A 15,884-nucleotide genomic window follows, 5' to 3' on the forward strand; every position below is an offset into this window, starting at 1 on the left:
GCGGCCCGGACGTGATTGCGCGTCGGGCCGCTTCCCCTTCCGTCTCCCTCTTTATAAAGATCCATCATGAGTCGTTTCCTGGGCGAGATCCGCCAACTTGGGTATGTCGTGCACGACATCGAAGCCGCCATGGAGTACTGGAGCACCACGCTGGGCGTGGGCCCGTGGTACTACAACCCGCGCGTGCCGATCGTGAATTACCAGTACGACGGCGAACACTACGAACCGCACAACTCGGTTGCGCTGGCGAACTCCGGCTTCGTGCAGGTGGAACTGATCCAGACCCGCAACGACGTGCCGTCCATGTACCGCGACTTTCTGCAAGCCGGCCGCACCGGCCTGCAACACGTGGCCTACTGGACCGAAAGCTACGACGCCGATCTGGAGCGCCTGCTGGCCCAAGGCTTCAAGCCCAAGATGAGCGGCGAAGTCGGCGAGAAAGGCCGCTTCATTTATTTCGATACCGAATACCACCCCGGCACGGTGATCGAACTGTCTGAAGTGGCCGGCCCCAAAGGCCGCTTGTTCGACCTGATCCGCGAAAGCGCCTCGGGTTGGGATGGCAAAGACCCCGTCCGCCCCTTCCCCGATCTGTCCCGCCTCTGAAGCCCCCTTCGACTCGACACCGTTGTCCGCCGCCACCATGAATTCCCAATCGTTTAGCGCCACCTACCTGATCGAAACCCCGATGGACCCCGCACGGGTCGCGGAGGTCATGGCCGGCGAACAGTCCTGCGGCACCTTCACCCGCGTGCAAGGTGAAACCGACGAACTGCGCGCCCGGGCCCGCGCGCGTGTCGAGTCCATTGAACTGCTGGACACCGTTCCCGCGCCCAGCCTGCCCAACGCGTGGCTGGCGCGCCAGCCGGGCGGCATGCCGGGCACGTACCAGCGCGCCCGCGTGCGCATTTCGTTTCCGGTGGCAAACGTAGGCGCCAACCTGGCGACGCTGGCCGCAACCGTCGGCGGCAACCTGTACGACCTGGGCGAAGTCACCGGCCTACGCCTGGAAAGCATGGAGCTGCCCGCCAACTACCGCGCGCAGTTTGAACTGCCGCAAGTGGGCATCGCCGGCACACGCCAGTTGACGGGCGTGGCGCAAGGGCCGCTGGTGGGCACCATCATCAAGCCCAACGTCGGCCTGTCGCCCGAACAAACCGCGCATCTGGTGGCGCAGCTGTGCGCGGCGGGAGTGGACTTCATCAAGGACGACGAAGTCTGCGCCAACCCCGCCCACGCGCCGCTGGCGCAACGGGTGGCCGCCGTCATGGCGGTGGTGCGCGCGCACCGCGACCGCACGGGCCGGCAAGTCATGGTGGCCTTCAACATCAGCGACGAAACCGACGCCATGCGCCGCCATGCAGAACTGATCGAACGCGAGGAAGGCACCTGCGTCATGGCCAGCCTGAACTGGTGCGGCTTCTCGGCCATCCAGACGCTGCGCCGCAGCACACCGCTGGCGCTGCACGGCCATCGCAATGGCTACGGCGCGTTGTCGCGCGATCCGCTCCTGGGCATGGGCTTTCAGGCGTATCAAACCTTGTGGCGGCTGGCGGGTGTGGACCACATGCATGTGCACGGCCTGCAAGGAAAATTTGCGCAAGACGACCGCGAAGTGGTCGACTCCGCGCGCGACTGCCTGGCATCGTTGACGCCCGGCATCGACGACGCCGTCATGCCCGCGTTCTCGTCCGGCCAATGGGCCGGCACCGTGCCCGCCACCTGGGCCGCCGTGCGCACCGACGACCTGATGTTCATGTCCGGCGGCGGCATCCTGGCCCACCCGGATGGCCCGGCTGCGGGCGTGAAAAGCATCCGCCAAGCCTGGCAAGCGGTGCGCGAAGGCCAGCCGTTGGACGACTTCGCGCGGAATGCGCCGGAGTTGCAACGCGCGCTGGCCTTCTTCGGAAGCCGCGCATGACTGCGGCAGGTAACGAAGCCCGGGCCAAGTCCCCCACCGAATCCGGGGGTGAATCCCAGGGCGAGGCCCATCGCGACGCGCCCGTTGTTCACGCGCCGCGCGTGTGCTGGTATGGCGACGACTTCACCGGCGCCACCGACACGCTGGCCGAAGTGGCGCGCGCCGGCCTGCGCGGCCTGCTGTTCCTGGGCGTGCCATCGCCCGAGCAACTGCGCCGCGCCGGTCCGCTGGACGCCATCGGCATCGCCGGCGCCGCGCGCGCCATGACGCCCGCCGACATGGAAACCGAACTGCGCGCCGTCGGCCGCTTCATGGCCGGCACCGGCGCGCGCGTGCTGCACTACAAATGCTGTTCCACGTTCGACAGCGCGCCGCACGTCGGCAGCATCGGCGTGGCCATCCGCGAACTGCGCCGCCACATGCCCAACCCGCTGGTGCCCATCGTTGGCGGGCAGCCCAGCATCGGGCGCTATTGCAGCTTCGCGCAGTTGTTCGCGCGCGCCGGCGCATCGCCCGAGATCCATCGCATCGACCGCCATCCGGTCATGAGCCAGCATCCCGTCACACCGATGCACGAGGCCGACTTGCGCCGGCATCTGGCCGCGCAGGGGCTGCCCGATATCYGCTCGGTGCCGCACACCGCCTACCCTCGCCTGCGTATGGCGGATGACGCGCCGCGCGTGGAAGACTGGATCGACAACATCATCGAAACGTCCGACGGCCCCGTGCTGTTCGACCTGACCGATGATGAGCAGCTTGCCGTCATCGGCCGCCTGATCTGGCGCGCCGCCGCGTGCGTGCCGCTGTTGGCGGTTGGCCCCAGCAGCGTGCAACAGGCGCTGGCGCGGGCCGCTTCACCGGGTCACGCTGGCCACACCGGTCACGCTGGTCACACCGGTCACACTGGCCACACCGGCCACCTGGACCCCGCCGGCCCTGCCGCCCCACCTTTGCCACCCGCATCGGGGCCGGTGCTGGTCGTGGCGGGCAGCCTGTCGCCCGTCACGGCCCGGCAGATCGCAGCGTGTCAGCGCTACGTGCATCAATCTTTGAACGTGCAGCAGCTGCTGAATGACCCGGCGTATGCGGCCGCTCAAATCCAGCACGCAGCCTCCATCTTGCAACGCGGCCAAAACGTGCTGGTCCACACCGACCGGCCCGATCAGGCCGTCACCGCGGATCAGGCCGCATCTACCGCGCGCGCCACCGCGCAATTGGCGGCGAACATCATCGCCGCCAGCGCGGAACGCGGCGCGCGCCTGTCGCGCATCGGCATCGCGGGCGGCGACACCTCCAGCCAGGCAACGCTCGCCTTGGGGCTCTGGGGCCTGGCATTCCGCTGCGTGCTCGCGCCCGGCGTCACCGTCAGCATTGCCCGCAGCGACAATGCGTTGGTCGACGGCGTGGAATTGATGCTCAAGGGCGGACAGATGGGCGGTGATTTGCTGTTCGACGATCTGGTGACGGGCACGGCCTGACGCCGCAGGCTGGGCCGTAGGTTGGGCCGTAGGCTGGGCCGTAGGTTGGCGTTGGATTCATGTCGGTTATGCTGCCCCCTGATTTGTCCGGCAGCATGCCGCACGCCCCCCAACCAGGAGATCACCCCATGCCTTGGCGGTTCCGCGCAACCTGCATTGCCGCGCTTGTCCTTAGCCTGTCCGCCCCCGTCGCGGCCAACACGTTGACGACACAGGCCGAGTGGAACACCGCCGTCCGCAAGCAAGTGCAGCGCAAGATCGTCACGCCGCCCGCCGTGCTGCGCGCCGGGCGGACGCTTGACGTCCAGGTGCGCATCGACATCCTGGCTGATGGCACGCTCGATGCCGTGACGGTCAGCCGCTCATCCGGCGACCCCGCCGTCGATGACGCCACCGTCACCATGATCCGCCGCGCGGGCCGCCTGCCCGCTTTCACGCCCGATATCAAAGCGCAAAAGCAAAGCCTGATGCTGCCCGTACGGTATGTGGTTGAAGGCAGCGGCAACGCTCCGCGTGCGGCCGCACCCGCACCGGCCGCCCAACGCACCTATGCCAACGACGCGCTGGGATTCCAGGTCAGCGTGCCCGCTCCCTTCCACATCGCGGGCCATCGCAAGACCTCGCGCTACGACGTACTGGTGGAAATCGCCAGCGCCAGCGGCGGCCCGCCTGCGGTGGGCGGCGGCAACATCGTCTGCACGGTCGGCTACCAAACCACACGCGTCACGAAAGCCACCAGCAAGCACGCCCCCGATTCCCCTGAAGCCCAAGCCGCCAGACTGGCCGCTGTCCGCAACGTGCAGGCGGCGCAAGGCGCAACGTTGGAAACGCTGGATAGTTTCGTTCTGGCCGGCATCCATGGCGTGGATTACGTGGTGGCGCCCGGCATGCAAGGCAATGCGGGCGCCGGTGACATTCGTCAATACACCGCGCTGTTCGACGCGCCGCAAGCCCGCGTCGTCCTTGCGTGTGCGACGACACGCGCAGCGATGGCCAGCGCGTTGCCGGCGTTCCGGCAGATTCGGGATGGCGTTGGCATCAGCGGGCGCTGATGCTTGGCAGCACCTGCCCGTCGATGTTGGTGGGAAGCCGTCTATCTCCCATGCCAGTACCGCCGCGCGCGATCCCGTTGCGACCACACGCGCAGCGCGCGCTCGGTCGACTCCGCCATCACCGCCCCGTCACGATCACTGCGCCAGAACGCCGCCCCCGCCCGCAACCAACGCCGTTCCACTGCCGGGGCGGGATGACGAAAGCGGTTCAAGTGGCCGGCCTGCGCAATCGCATGGCTGGCCTTTACCGCCATCACCCAATCACGGCCGGATGACGACGCCGAGCCATGGTGCGGGGCCAGGACGACGTCGGTAGGCGGTACGCCGCGGGCGACCAGTTGCCGCTCTTGGGCCACGCCAATGTCACCCGTCAACAGTAGCGAGTGGCTGGCGCCCTGCACGCGCAGCACGCAGCTATCGGCATTGCGGTCTGCCGGTGCGCCACTGCCGCCATCGGCCGGATGCAGAAATGTGAACCGCACGCCGTCGACTTCCCAAGCGTCATCGCGACGGCAGCGCAGCATGCGATCGGGCAACGTGGCTTGCGTGCCGGGCGAGGCCTTACCTGGCTCCGGCCACACGCTGGCGTCCCGCCGCACAAACGCCGCAACATCAAACGAGGCGTAGCTGCGCTGCACCGGCACTGCCGCCAGCACCGCACGCGCGCCGCCCACGTGGTCCTGGTCAGCGTGTGACAACACCAGCACGTCCAGCGCCCCAATGCCGCGTGCTTGCAGGAACGGCGCGACAACGCGCTCGCCTGCGTCGCTGCCGCCGTAATGCCGTGGCCCAGCATCAAACAGCAAGGTCTGGCTGGCGGTCTCAACCAGAATCGCGCTGCCCTGCCCCACATCCAACGCGCTCATCCGCCAATGGCCGGGTTCAGGACGGTCGGGCCGCCAGCACAACAAGGGCAGCATGCACACCCAGCCCAGGTGCCGCGCCGGCCAGCCCCGCACCTGCAACGCCCAGACCATGCCCGCCACCGCCCACAGCAGCCACGGCCAGGGCGCCGCCGCGACGGATACGCTTGCCCACTGCGCGCTGCCTACCCACGCGACCGGCACCATTGTGTAATCAAACGCCGCCAGCCCAATTTGCCCCACCCAGCCCGCAACGGCTTGCGCGCCCGGCACCACGGATAACGCCGCGCACAACAAGGCCAGCGGCGTCACGATGAACGTCACGGACGGAATCGCCACCGCGTTCGCCAGCGGCGACCCAACCGACACCTGATGCACCAGAAACGCCAGCAATGGCGTCAGCCCCAACGTGACGATCAACTGCAAACGCGTGGCCTGTTCCAAGCGGCTGGCCCAGCGCCTGTGCCAAGGGGCCTCGGCATCGAACGGCATGTCGGCAATGCGCAGCAGAATCGCCACCGCGCCGAACGACAACCAGAACCCCGGCGACATCGGCGCCCAGGGGTCCAGCGCCACCACCGCCGCCCCCGCACCCGCCAGCACCCTGCCCGCCGTCAACGGCAAGCGCGATAGCGCCGCCGCCAACACCACCGACAACATGAAAAACGTACGCCGCGCCGGCACGCCCCACCCCGCCAGCAGGCAATACAGCAAGGCCACCACGGCCGCCGCCGCGCCGCCCGCAATGCGCGACGGCGCAAACTCCGCCAACCCCGCGCCCCGCCATCGCGCCCGCCGCCACAACGCCGCCACCAGCACGCCCGCGATGCCCGCGATGGACGTCACGTGCATACCACTGATCGAGACCAAATGCGTAATGCCGCTGCGGTTGAAGATGCGCCAGTCATCGCGCGCCACCCCTGCCTGATCCCCGATCGCCAACGCAATCAACACCGGCGCATAGCGGTGTTCTCCCAAGGCCTTACGCAAACCCGCCCGCACATGATGCCGCGCGCGTTCGATGGCGATGCCCGCCGACGCCCAGGGCTGATCACCCAACAAGCGCGGTTGCCCCCGCACGGTGCCCACCGCACGCAGCCCACGCGCAAACATTCGCGCTTCGGCGTCCGGCCCTGCCGGGTTCAACACCCCGTGCGGCCGCCGCAACACCACGGCCATGCGCCAGACCTGACCCGGAACCAAAGCCGGCATGGCGGACGATGCGCCGGGCGGCGTCTGCCACGTGACTTGCACGCGCGAAGGAATGCCCGCGCGCGGCGGCTCCGCAAGTTCGCCGACGAAACGCTGATGCCGGTCATCGCCATCAGGCAGCTCCGCCACGCGCAGAATCAAGCGGGACACCTGGTCTTGATGCAAGTCTGACAACGCGTCATTCAGGCGAACATGTGCTTGAACACTGGCGTTGAGCGTGCTGCTGCTAAGACCCAGCAACAAAGAACAAAAGATGCGAACGGTGTCGCGGCTGCTGCGGACCCAAACCACGCACGCAACAGCACCTGAGCCGGTAATTAACAGCAAAGAAAAAAACCCAGGCAACGCCGGCAAGCACTGCACACCCGCCGCGCCCGCCACTAGCCCTAAGCAAAATGAACGGCCGGTGATGTCCTTCTCCTAAAGCCAGGAGCGTAGGACGAGGACAGGGCGAGCGGGTCATCCAGTGAATGGAATTGTCCACCTCGGCAAGCCGCAAGCGGGCCGAGCATTCCAATGATTCCCTAACCGCTCAGCCACGTTCGTCGATCAGCACTTCCCAAAAGGCCGCAGGTGCTCCCATCCAATGCCAGAAGCCACAACCGGGGAAACTGCCTTCCTTCACCAACCGGAGAAATTCACGAGCACGTTCGGCGCAGGCGGATGCCGACTGGCATCCCCCTCCTTCCCCGATCCACGCTGCACCGACGGGATAAAACGGCGCCTTCACATGCCGATTGGCAGTAATGGCGCGGCCTAAACGATGCTGCACGCTCGGACTCGAACCGTAGTAAACCTGGGGCGCATTCGTGTTCGCCGACGCGACAAACGAGTCAAAAGGATAGTTCGGAAAATTAGTCGGAATATCGTTTCCGCACATAGCTAATCCGACGCCCATATCGCGCAGCATTTTGGACAATTGCTCGGCATAAGCGACGGCTACGTCCACGCCTCCCGAGAAGAAGCCATCACCGCCTTCCGCATCCATCAGCAGGCCATCCAGTTTCAAGTCGCTAGCCAGTCGTACGCAAAGATCGGCTTCCGCGCGCGCATTGGCCACGCTTGCTCCATATGGCACGTGCCACCCCCAAACATCGATGCCCTGCTCGCGTAGCGCATCGCGAACGCTGAGAAACTCGGCCCGCTTAGCACCACGGACATTTTCGAATTCGGATTTGCCGTCGGCCACTTTGATCCACACGCTCGTCAATCCTGCCGCCTTTGCTTTATTGGCCATGGCTGCGGCGCCCAACTCTGCCTTAACAACTGGCGAGAGACGCCAGACAAACATGCTCCGACCTGTCAGCGTCTTCATGTCGCTCTCCTGGATAAGGCGAGCCCACACGCTACCGAATCGGCCTGCCCGCATCCATACTAAATATGAAGTATGTCCGCGGATTTAGATGCATCCGATACTTAGGCCCCCGTGGTTGTCTGAATCTCTATAGAAAAGCCAAAGGCGCGGACAATGACAGATCAACAAGACACATTGGATCATCTCGTCAATCACCGACGTGAGCAGCTTCGACAACTTGAGGCCGAGTCGGTTGATCAAGCGTCCGGCCTCCGTGACTTCCCCAGCGGCAGCGACCGAAAATGGGGCTTGGCGCTTTCGGGGGGCGGCATTCGTAGCGCCACCTTTAGCTTTGGAGTGCTACGCGCGTTGGCCGCGAACCGCCTTTTGCTGCACTTTGATCTACTCTCCACCGTATCGGGCGGCGGATATATAGGGGGCATGCTGGGGCGCCTGTTCGATCGCACCAACGCGCCCGCCGACGCAGTGAATGTACAAACCGCCATGGCGCGCGGCGAGTCAACATGGTTTGGCTGGTGGTTGCGCTCCAATGGAAACTACCTCGCGCCGGCAGGTGCAAAAGATCGTTTGTTTGCTATCGCACTGTACTTGCGTAATCTCATTGGCGTGCATTTTGAGTTTGCCTTGATTGGCCTGCTAGTAGGTCTGGTACTTGCCGCATTCAACCTACTGGTTTGGCAACGCCTCATGATTCTGGGATACCGTTACCCAGAAGAGCTGGATCTGATCGAAGTGATTGAACCTTGGTTTGCAACGCCTTGGATTCTCGCTCCATTAGTGCTGCTGTTCACGGCGAACTATGGTTTTGCATATTGGCAATTGCCTTGGGCAAGGTCCGCGAGTTTGCCCAAGGTCATTGTGCAGGCCATCGTCACCGCCGCGCTTCCTTGCGCTACGGCTCTGATCATCTGGAAATTCAACGGCGACGCAACGCCGATCGGGCAACCCACACGGAATCTCGTCGCGATCTCCACCGCAGCAATCGGTCTACTCATCTTCACCTCAACTTGGACAKCAAGGCGCGCGACCACAACATCGTCGACGCAGGAAACGCCCCAAAGCGCTCCGAAACGTTTGCATATCGATGAGGAAAGAAATCGATTGACCCGACGCTTGGCAGCGTCCCTACGCTGGCTGGCCATCGTGTTGGCTGCCGGCGCGATAGATCGTATCGCCTGGTGGATTGCGTTTGAATCCTTTGCCACACTCGACGTCGGCATCACGTTGGGCGTGACCGTCGCCGTACTTCGTACTGTCTTATCTATCGGTGCCACCACTCAATCTCCCAATTCCAAAACGGCGGCAAAGCTTATCGAAGCCGCCGCAAGATGGACCGGTATCGCGCTGACCATCATCCTGATCGTCTGGTGGGTAGCCGTCGTACAGAAGGTGGTGCTCGGCTCCATATTCATTCAAAAAATTGCTTCGACCGGTCCAACCCCGCTCGCTCGAGAATTGTTATTTGGCAATGCGTGGGTCTACCTGGGGGGTTTGGCGATTCCAATCCTGATCTATGCCCTGTGGACAGGGCGAAACCTGGAATTTCTTAACTTATCCTCGCTACACGCGTTCTATCGGGCACGGCTGGTACGAGCGTACCTGGGGGCAGCCAACGGGGGTCGCGTCGATCCCTGTGTCAACGCCCTCGACGATATTCCGCCTTCCGCACACACAACGACCAAGATCAAGAACGTCGGCGCAGTGCACCCAGACGACGATGTGCTGCTTTCTGATTACCAGCCACACAAACATGGAGGCCCTGTACACATCATCAACACCTGCGTGAATCAAACTGCCGACCCCGAAGGCAGGCTGTTCAATCGAGACAGGAAAGGGCTACTTCTCAGCGTCGTGGGCACTGGCATATCGCAGCTTAGTCAAGAAGGCTGGCGAAAAATATCAGGGATAGGCAAGCGCAGTCTGGGCACATGGCTAGCCGCCTCAGGCGCCGCCGTGGCTCCCGGGCTCGGCTATAAAACACAGCGGGGCCTTTCCTCTTTGCTCACGTTTGCCGGCATTCGATTGGGGTTTTGGTTGACCCAATCGGCACGTGACGAAACACCCGCTCCGTTGCTCAGCGTGGATAAGTCCAAGGGCCTTCTTGCCGAGACACTGGGCATTTTCAATGCAGACCGCGATAGCGATTGGTTCATCTCGGACGGGGGCCACTTCGAGAATACCGGCGCCTACGCTCTGCTTGCGGCTCGTTGCGAATTTATGGTCGTCGTGGATTGCGGTGCAGACCCCGACTATGAGTTTGGAGATATCGAGAATCTTGTGCGCAAGGCCAGAGTCGATCTCGGTACCGAAATCCGCTTTGAAAAGCCCATCCGAGCGGCCTGTGAGGTTTGGCACGATGTTCTGCAGTACTTTGGCGCGCTAAGTGAATTGGCCTCTACGGATCGCAATGCGTGTATTGCACTTGCCCGGGTAGCCTACCCCGGAGACACCAATGCGTCGGGTGTGATGGTCATAATCAAGCCAAACGTCTGCCAAGCACTACCAATGGACGTCAACAGCTACCGCCAGGAATATCCTGATTTTCCTCAGCAAAGCACGGCGAACCAGTTCTTCTCCGAGGCGCAGTGGGAAAGCTACTTTCAACTCGGCAAATTCCTCGCAGACAAACTGGCGCCCGACTTTATTCAGGCTGTGTTGAAACGCCCTGAAAAATACTTTGAAGTGGACACGCGCGCCTTCACGTCCTCCCCTGCTGCGCAGGCATCCCAGACGACACAAGCCAGACCGACGCGCATTCCTGCACGATTAGGCGTCGCTGCGGTCGGAGCAACGCTCGGCGCAGGCGCGGTCGCCACGATCGGGGTAACCGTATGGCAAGCGGCCGAAAGCGCGCGCGCGGCGGTGTCTGCTCGCCAGAAAGGCGAACGGGAGGGTATGAAAGAACTCGCCGATATCTGGGCAAAGGTTCCTCCCATTTTGGATACCGTAGATATGGGTCAACCTGGTCAGCAGGGGCAGGAACTAGAAGCCAATCTGCCGGAAGCGGACAGGGATTCAATTTCGACCCTGGCCGCGGCTCTCGTTCGTAACGCAGACAATCTATGTGGTAATGGCGATGCGCGATGGCTGCAAGAGTCACCGCTCGGCCTACGTATTGTTGGCGACACCCTAAAACTATGTCGACTGCAAGGCAAAAATCTGAGCTCGGCCTGCTTCGTGCTGCTTGCCTCCAACATCGGTCCCGTGCCAGCACCTTATATGTCGTGCCTCGCATCGCGCACCAAACTTCAGGATGCGCGCTACTGGGGCTACAACTATTCACCTGAAGGTACTTGGCAGAATCTTCATCCCTGCTCGTCTGGAAGAGCCAGGATGCTCAACCAAGAGAGAGTATTCTTGGCGACGGCGAAACAGGCATCCCAAGCAACGATCAATGAATCTTCGCTAAAAGATATTCGCGACACCGGTATGGGTTGTCGCTCAAACGAAGACGCCCGCCCCCGTGTCGAGGTCAGCAATCCGATAGGTAGCCCGAAGTCAGCTGAAGATTCCTCTTCGCCAACATTGACGCCCTCGATCGATTCCACTGCCACGCTGCCCAACGCCCCACTAAAGCGACTGAATCTGGACGAGCAGGTCGATACCCGGTCACTGGAGGAGGCAAAAAAAGAGGAAATATGCCGTGGCAAAACAGTCTTCATTCAGGTCTACGAATCGGCCGACCGGGACATAGCACGCTCCTTCCGCGCAGGATGGCGCAGTTTGGGTGCGAGCGTTCCGCCCATCGAAGACGTCATGGACACGGCGCGACGATCCGGTCGTGCGACTCCCATTCCCGTTCGTTCGAGCGTACTCCGTTACCACGACCCGGGAAGTGAAGCGTGCGCGCGACAGTTAGCTGCAAGCATTACAAAGGAATTCGGCGGTTCCTCGAATGAGACGTGGAAAGTCGAACCCCTTGCGGCTGGCTTACGAGGCAGCCGCGGGACAATTGAAGTTTGGTTAAGCCCATCTGATCCGCTGCTAAAAGAGCTCAAAGCGCAGCGGAAAATCAGCAGCACACACTGAGAAATCCGCTACAGGAGCATGATGTTATGGCCAGCATCAAATTCATTCCCAGCGCAGACGCGTCCGTCGTCAGCGAGCACTCCCGTTCAATCCTGAGTTCAATCCTGGATTCCGCCGGGCTGCCATCCTGCGTCATCACCAGCACCGTGCGCACGCCTGCTAGCCAAGCCCGCGCCATGTTCGTGAACATCGAGGCCGCAAGCATTCAGAAGCAGCTCGACCTGTACGGCCCCGCCGGGCAGACCGTCATTCGCGAATACCAGCGCCTGAAACCGTTGGGCCATGGCAGACAAGTGATACTCGGCGCGATGGAAGCAAAAATTCTTGAGCTCGGTCCAGGCAAGGTCAGCCGGCATTGTGCGGACCCGTCTGCACTGAACGTGATCGATATCGCCCCTTCGTCCATTGCCAATCGAACGCGCTTTCTCAATGCGCTTGAAAAGGCAAAGGCCGCGGGCGACATCTCGAAGTTCTATTCTCCCGCCAATGGCGACCCTGCGTTTCACATCGAAATCCCGCAATCACCGCAGGCATAGTCAGCGCGGCACTCACACAAGCGCCACCACGCCCCCGCCTTAAACCGGAAGCCAGGTCTTGCGGCTCAACGTGCGTGAATGCAGCGGTTCAAGCTGATTTTCCGCGAAGAAAGAAAACGACACATGCTTGTTGTCGATGTCGACAAGGCCGTAGTTTCTGCACGTTTGGCCTACCGTCACGGCGTCCTTCACCGCCACGCCCGACGACGTGGCCTCATGCAGGGGCCACCCGCCCGTGAAAAAGGCATCCGACTCATTGCGATGGATATCGCCGCTGAGCACCAGGGTTTTGCTCACGGCGGCCCTGCCGAGCAGCCAGCTCCAGTCTGCCGCGTACCCGATTTTGTAGTCGGCACAGACCGAGCCGCTTGCAAAGAGATGGACCGCATTTGGCTCCGCATCCATCGCCGCATCGAACGCAGCGCGTTGTGGGGCACCCAACAAGGTGCATATTTTCTTCGGCACGAGCCACGTGCCGGTGCGCCAGGTGCGAACATCCGCAAGATGCAGCATCACGTCATCCGATAGCCAGACGCTGGGCGTTTCCAGAACCGGCTGATTGACGTTCCAAAGCTCGGGCGCGGCATAGGATTCAGGAAACGAACCGGCGGCCAACCCTAGCCCTAGCGTCCGTCGATACGCCTCATGCAAAGCGGTGCTCATGCGAATCTTTGGCGCATGCTGGGGGTTCGCCGCGGCGACCGCTCCCAAGGCGTCATTCCAAAGAAAGTCATGGTCGTCCCACGTGGCCCAGACCGACCCTTTCGGCAAAGATTTCACCAGCGCTGAAAACTGGGGTTGGCTAAGCAATTCCCGGTATCGGCCAAAGGCATGTTTGGCAAAGTCGTTTTCGCTCATGTCTTTGGGATGCCCTGCCTGCTCGACGTGGATTCCAGGTACATACTGTCGCCCAGCAGAATCAAATGATCGGGTGCGTGCGCACCAATCCATTCCCAGACGGGTTGATCGCTGAACACATTGGTGGCGATACAGGATGCAAACGCGATGCGCATAACAGGTCCTTAAGGTGGCTGGTGCAAGGGCGGCCATGATCTTGCCCATACGGCCCTTGAAAGGCCCATACCCCATCTGGGGTATGGATGATTCGCGCACGGTATCTACCTGCCAAGCTAGACTGAAACTTCCGGGGACACCCAACACCTCAATGGAGTTTTCATGAAAAAGTCCATCTTCCCCTGTGCCGTTTCCTTACTCCCTTCGTTACTGCTTTACGGTGTTATTGCCACGGCGCAGACCGTGACGCCGATGAAAGGCCAATCGCCCGAAATGACTCAACAAGACGTGGCGGCATGCCAATCGCAGTCGGGCGTCACCAGCACCCCCAGCGAGCCCCAATCCGGCGGGCGCGCCCGGGGCGCCGCAACGGGTGCAGTGGCCGGGGCGGCCGTCGCCGGCGCGCGCACTAATCAACACGACGAGATCTCTGACCGCGTCGACGATGACCGCAAGCAGGACTACCGGCAAGACAAGGCGAAAAATGCCGCCGTGGCGGGCGCTGTGGTAGGCGGCTCCCGGCAGCGCCAGGATCGGCGCGAAGACGCAAAGACGAATGCAAACGCGTCGTCGGCTTACACCAGCTGCATGCAACAACGTGGCTACCAGGTCACGCAGTGAGTCACGGTAAATGACAGGCGACGCCCACACATAGACCGTAGCGCCGCATCCCGGGCGAAAGCCGCCATCTTGGGGCCACGCTCCCTCCGTTCCCACAGCGAAAGCCGTTCATGGAAAGGAATGGCCCAGTAGCCAGAAAGCGATACCATCTTGAACACCGCCAGGAGCCGGAGCACGAGATGGGAACAAGCAAGACGCGCCAACTGGGCGTGTTCATGACCGCTATTGACGAAGCCGCGTTCTTCCGTGCGCTTCAAGCGCGGTTGCCAGCCATACGCTGCATTGATGTTTCGCAACAGACGCACTCGGCAACACCCCGCTATCAGACGGATATTGCCGAGTGCGCGGGCCGCCTCGTCACGTTCGTCGATTCGAATCTGATTTCAGAACCCACCTTCCACGCAAGGTACGTGGTGCGCCACCCTGGCGGCGAGCAGTGGATATACGCCATGGTGGGCAGCGGGCTGATCAGTCTGCTGCGCGGCGTACGGGCAAACTATGCGCCGGATTGCCTGTTGAATGGAGAACTCCGCGCTTCCATCCCGACTGCCGACACCGCTTGCGCTGCGTTTGCGGACCTGGCTTTCGACACGGCGGCGCAGGCGCGCAAGGTGTATGCCGTGGACCGTGCCAGCGGCGAAACCGCACGCCGGGCCGAACGCAAACTGATTGCGTGGCCGGATGCCGCCGCACGCTTCGATGGCATCAATGGCCGCTATCTGACGAACCACACCGAAGCGTGGTTTGTGGCGCGTGCGGCAGGCTAGAGCACCGCGCGTGTGCCCCCTTCGTTTGACAAGCTCCGGCGCGCGCCAGAACATACACCAATCCTCCGGCGCGCGACGCCAAGACGCCTACATTCCAACGCATGACTGACGCTTCCACCGAACTCGCCCCCCGCGCCCAAGCCTCGCAAGACCTCTACGCCACCGTGCGCCGTGATGCGCCGCTGGTGCAGTGCCTGACGAATTTTGTGTCCATGAACATTGCCGCCAATGTGCTGCTGGCCATGGGTGCATCCCCCGCCATGGTGCATGCCACGGACGAAGCGCCGGAGTTCGCGCGCCTGGCCGGTGCGGTCGTGATCAACATCGGCACGTTGTCCGCGCCCTGGCTGGAAAGCATGTTGCTGACCGCCGCATCGGCCAACCAGGCCGGCATCCCCTGGGTGCTCGACCCGGTGGCTCATCACGCCACGGCCTTTCGCCGCAACGCCGTGCAGCAGTTGCTGGCGCTGCGCCCCGCCATCATCCGTGGCAACGCCTCGGAAATCATCGCGCTTTCCGGCGGCCAAAGCAGTGGCCGCGGCGTGGATGCGCGCGACGCGGTGGCGCAGGCGGAACAATCGGCCGACATCATTGCACGCGCTCATGGCACGGTCGTGGCCGTGACGGGTGAAACGGATTACGTCACCGACGGCACGCGTGGTGTGCACATCACAGGCGGGTCGGCGCTGATGCCGCGCGTGACCGCCACCGGCTGCGCGCTGACCGCATTGGTCGGCGCGTTTGCGGCGGTGGCGAAGGATGACCCATTCACCGCCGCTGTCGCCGCCCTGTCCTGCTTTGCGATTGCAGGCGAGCGCGCCGGCATGCTGGCCCAAGGCCCGGGATCATTCGCATGGCGATTCCTGGATGCGCTGGCGGCGCTGGAAGTGGAAAGCCTGACGCGGGAATCGCCGCTGCGCTAAGGCATCGACGCGTCGATGCAGGAATGCGTCGATGCGCTGATGCACCGCGCTGCGCTAAGGCATGGATCGCGGCAGCGGCTCCGCACTGCGGCCGTGTCACGCCCAGGTCACACACTGTCCCCAAAATCGATTTCCTTCATGACACGGAAGGAA

The 15,884-nt window shown here is 62.9% G+C and carries 12 protein-coding genes; 9 read left to right on the forward strand and 3 right to left on the reverse strand.

From position 1 onward, the window contains the following. Positions 1–66 precede the first annotated feature (66 nt). The 4 genes from AC1DB0_RS02870 to AC1DB0_RS02885 all read left to right on the forward strand — a co-directional run bounded on the left by AC1DB0_RS02870 (position 67) and on the right by AC1DB0_RS02885 (position 4,451). Positions 67–606, forward strand: a complete 540-nt coding sequence (locus tag AC1DB0_RS02870) for a VOC family protein (protein WP_054425222.1) — start codon at positions 67–69, stop codon at positions 604–606. Between the two features lie 37 nt (positions 607–643). After that, positions 644–1,921 carry a ribulose-bisphosphate carboxylase large subunit family protein gene (locus tag AC1DB0_RS02875; RefSeq protein ID WP_054425609.1) on the forward strand — a complete coding sequence of 426 codons (1,278 nt, stop codon included), beginning with the start codon at positions 644–646 and terminating at the stop codon, positions 1,919–1,921. Next, complete coding sequence (locus tag AC1DB0_RS02880; RefSeq protein ID WP_476758593.1) at positions 1,918–3,399, forward strand: four-carbon acid sugar kinase family protein; 1,482 nt, start codon at positions 1,918–1,920, stop codon at positions 3,397–3,399. The genes AC1DB0_RS02875 and AC1DB0_RS02880 overlap by 4 nt, the downstream gene beginning before the upstream one ends. A 128-nt stretch (positions 3,400–3,527) precedes the next feature. Continuing rightward, complete coding sequence (locus tag AC1DB0_RS02885; protein WP_476756611.1) at positions 3,528–4,451, forward strand: TonB family protein; 924 nt, start codon at positions 3,528–3,530, stop codon at positions 4,449–4,451. A gap of 41 nt (positions 4,452–4,492) precedes the next feature. Here the strand turns inward: AC1DB0_RS02885 and AC1DB0_RS02890 are convergent, their stop codons facing one another. Together AC1DB0_RS02890 and AC1DB0_RS02895 are read right to left on the reverse strand one after the other, a co-directional pair. Further along, positions 4,493–6,880: a DNA internalization-related competence protein ComEC/Rec2 gene (locus tag AC1DB0_RS02890; RefSeq protein ID WP_476756610.1), complete on the reverse strand. Its 2,388-nt coding sequence runs from the start codon at positions 6,878–6,880 to the stop codon at positions 4,493–4,495. A 178-nt stretch (positions 6,881–7,058) separates the two neighbouring features. Beyond that, complete coding sequence (locus AC1DB0_RS02895) at positions 7,059–7,841, reverse strand: hypothetical protein (protein ID WP_476756609.1); 783 nt, start codon at positions 7,839–7,841, stop codon at positions 7,059–7,061. Positions 7,842–7,994: 153 nt separating this feature from the next. On the opposite strand from AC1DB0_RS02895, the gene AC1DB0_RS02900 reads away from it, so the two are divergent. Both AC1DB0_RS02900 and AC1DB0_RS02905 read left to right on the forward strand, forming a co-directional pair. After that, positions 7,995–11,870 carry a patatin-like phospholipase family protein gene (locus AC1DB0_RS02900; RefSeq protein WP_476758594.1) on the forward strand — a complete coding sequence of 1,292 codons (3,876 nt, stop codon included), beginning with the start codon at positions 7,995–7,997 and terminating at the stop codon, positions 11,868–11,870. 26 nt (positions 11,871–11,896) lie between these two features. After that, positions 11,897–12,406, forward strand: coding sequence for a hypothetical protein (locus AC1DB0_RS02905; RefSeq protein WP_447982016.1), 510 nt, complete (start codon positions 11,897–11,899; stop codon positions 12,404–12,406). A gap of 39 nt (positions 12,407–12,445) precedes the next feature. On the opposite strand, the gene AC1DB0_RS02910 is transcribed toward AC1DB0_RS02905, so the two are convergent. Beyond that, the gene (locus AC1DB0_RS02910; RefSeq protein ID WP_476756607.1) at positions 12,446–13,264 is read right to left on the reverse strand and encodes an alkaline phosphatase D family protein; all 819 of its coding nucleotides are present in this window, start codon (positions 13,262–13,264) and stop codon (positions 12,446–12,448) included. A gap of 429 nt (positions 13,265–13,693) precedes the next feature. Here AC1DB0_RS02910 and AC1DB0_RS02915 point away from each other — a divergent pair, with 429 nt between their 5' ends. The 3 genes from AC1DB0_RS02915 (at position 13,694) to thiM (ending at position 15,731) form a co-directional block, all read left to right on the forward strand. Next, positions 13,694–14,041, forward strand: coding sequence for a hypothetical protein (locus AC1DB0_RS02915; protein WP_476758595.1), 348 nt, complete (start codon positions 13,694–13,696; stop codon positions 14,039–14,041). A gap of 179 nt (positions 14,042–14,220) precedes the next feature. After that, positions 14,221–14,808 (forward strand): hypothetical protein, encoded by a 588-nt coding sequence (locus AC1DB0_RS02920; protein ID WP_476756606.1) that lies wholly within the window; start codon positions 14,221–14,223, stop codon positions 14,806–14,808. A 101-nt stretch (positions 14,809–14,909) separates the two neighbouring features. Continuing rightward, complete coding sequence (gene thiM / locus AC1DB0_RS02925; protein WP_476756605.1) at positions 14,910–15,731, forward strand: hydroxyethylthiazole kinase; 822 nt, start codon at positions 14,910–14,912, stop codon at positions 15,729–15,731. The last annotated feature ends 153 nt before the right edge of the window (positions 15,732–15,884 follow it).

It is taken from the genome of Achromobacter sp. 10T422, from assembly GCF_056394065.1.

Coding starts and splice junctions, on each gene's coding strand:
- AC1DB0_RS02895 (WP_476756609.1), bottom strand. CDS start 7,841: ATGAAGACGCTGACAGGTCGGAGCATGTTTGTCTGGCGTCTCTCGCCA.
- AC1DB0_RS02870 (WP_054425222.1), top strand. CDS start 67: ATGAGTCGTTTCCTGGGCGAGATCCGCCAACTTGGGTATGTCGTGCAC.
- AC1DB0_RS02905 (WP_447982016.1), top strand. CDS start 11,897: ATGGCCAGCATCAAATTCATTCCCAGCGCAGACGCGTCCGTCGTCAGC.
- AC1DB0_RS02920 (WP_476756606.1), top strand. CDS start 14,221: ATGGGAACAAGCAAGACGCGCCAACTGGGCGTGTTCATGACCGCTATT.
- AC1DB0_RS02885 (WP_476756611.1), top strand. CDS start 3,528: ATGCCTTGGCGGTTCCGCGCAACCTGCATTGCCGCGCTTGTCCTTAGC.
- thiM (WP_476756605.1), top strand. CDS start 14,910: ATGACTGACGCTTCCACCGAACTCGCCCCCCGCGCCCAAGCCTCGCAA.
- AC1DB0_RS02915 (WP_476758595.1), top strand. CDS start 13,694: ATGACTCAACAAGACGTGGCGGCATGCCAATCGCAGTCGGGCGTCACC.
- AC1DB0_RS02875 (WP_054425609.1), top strand. CDS start 644: ATGAATTCCCAATCGTTTAGCGCCACCTACCTGATCGAAACCCCGATG.
- AC1DB0_RS02910 (WP_476756607.1), bottom strand. CDS start 13,264: ATGAGCGAAAACGACTTTGCCAAACATGCCTTTGGCCGATACCGGGAA.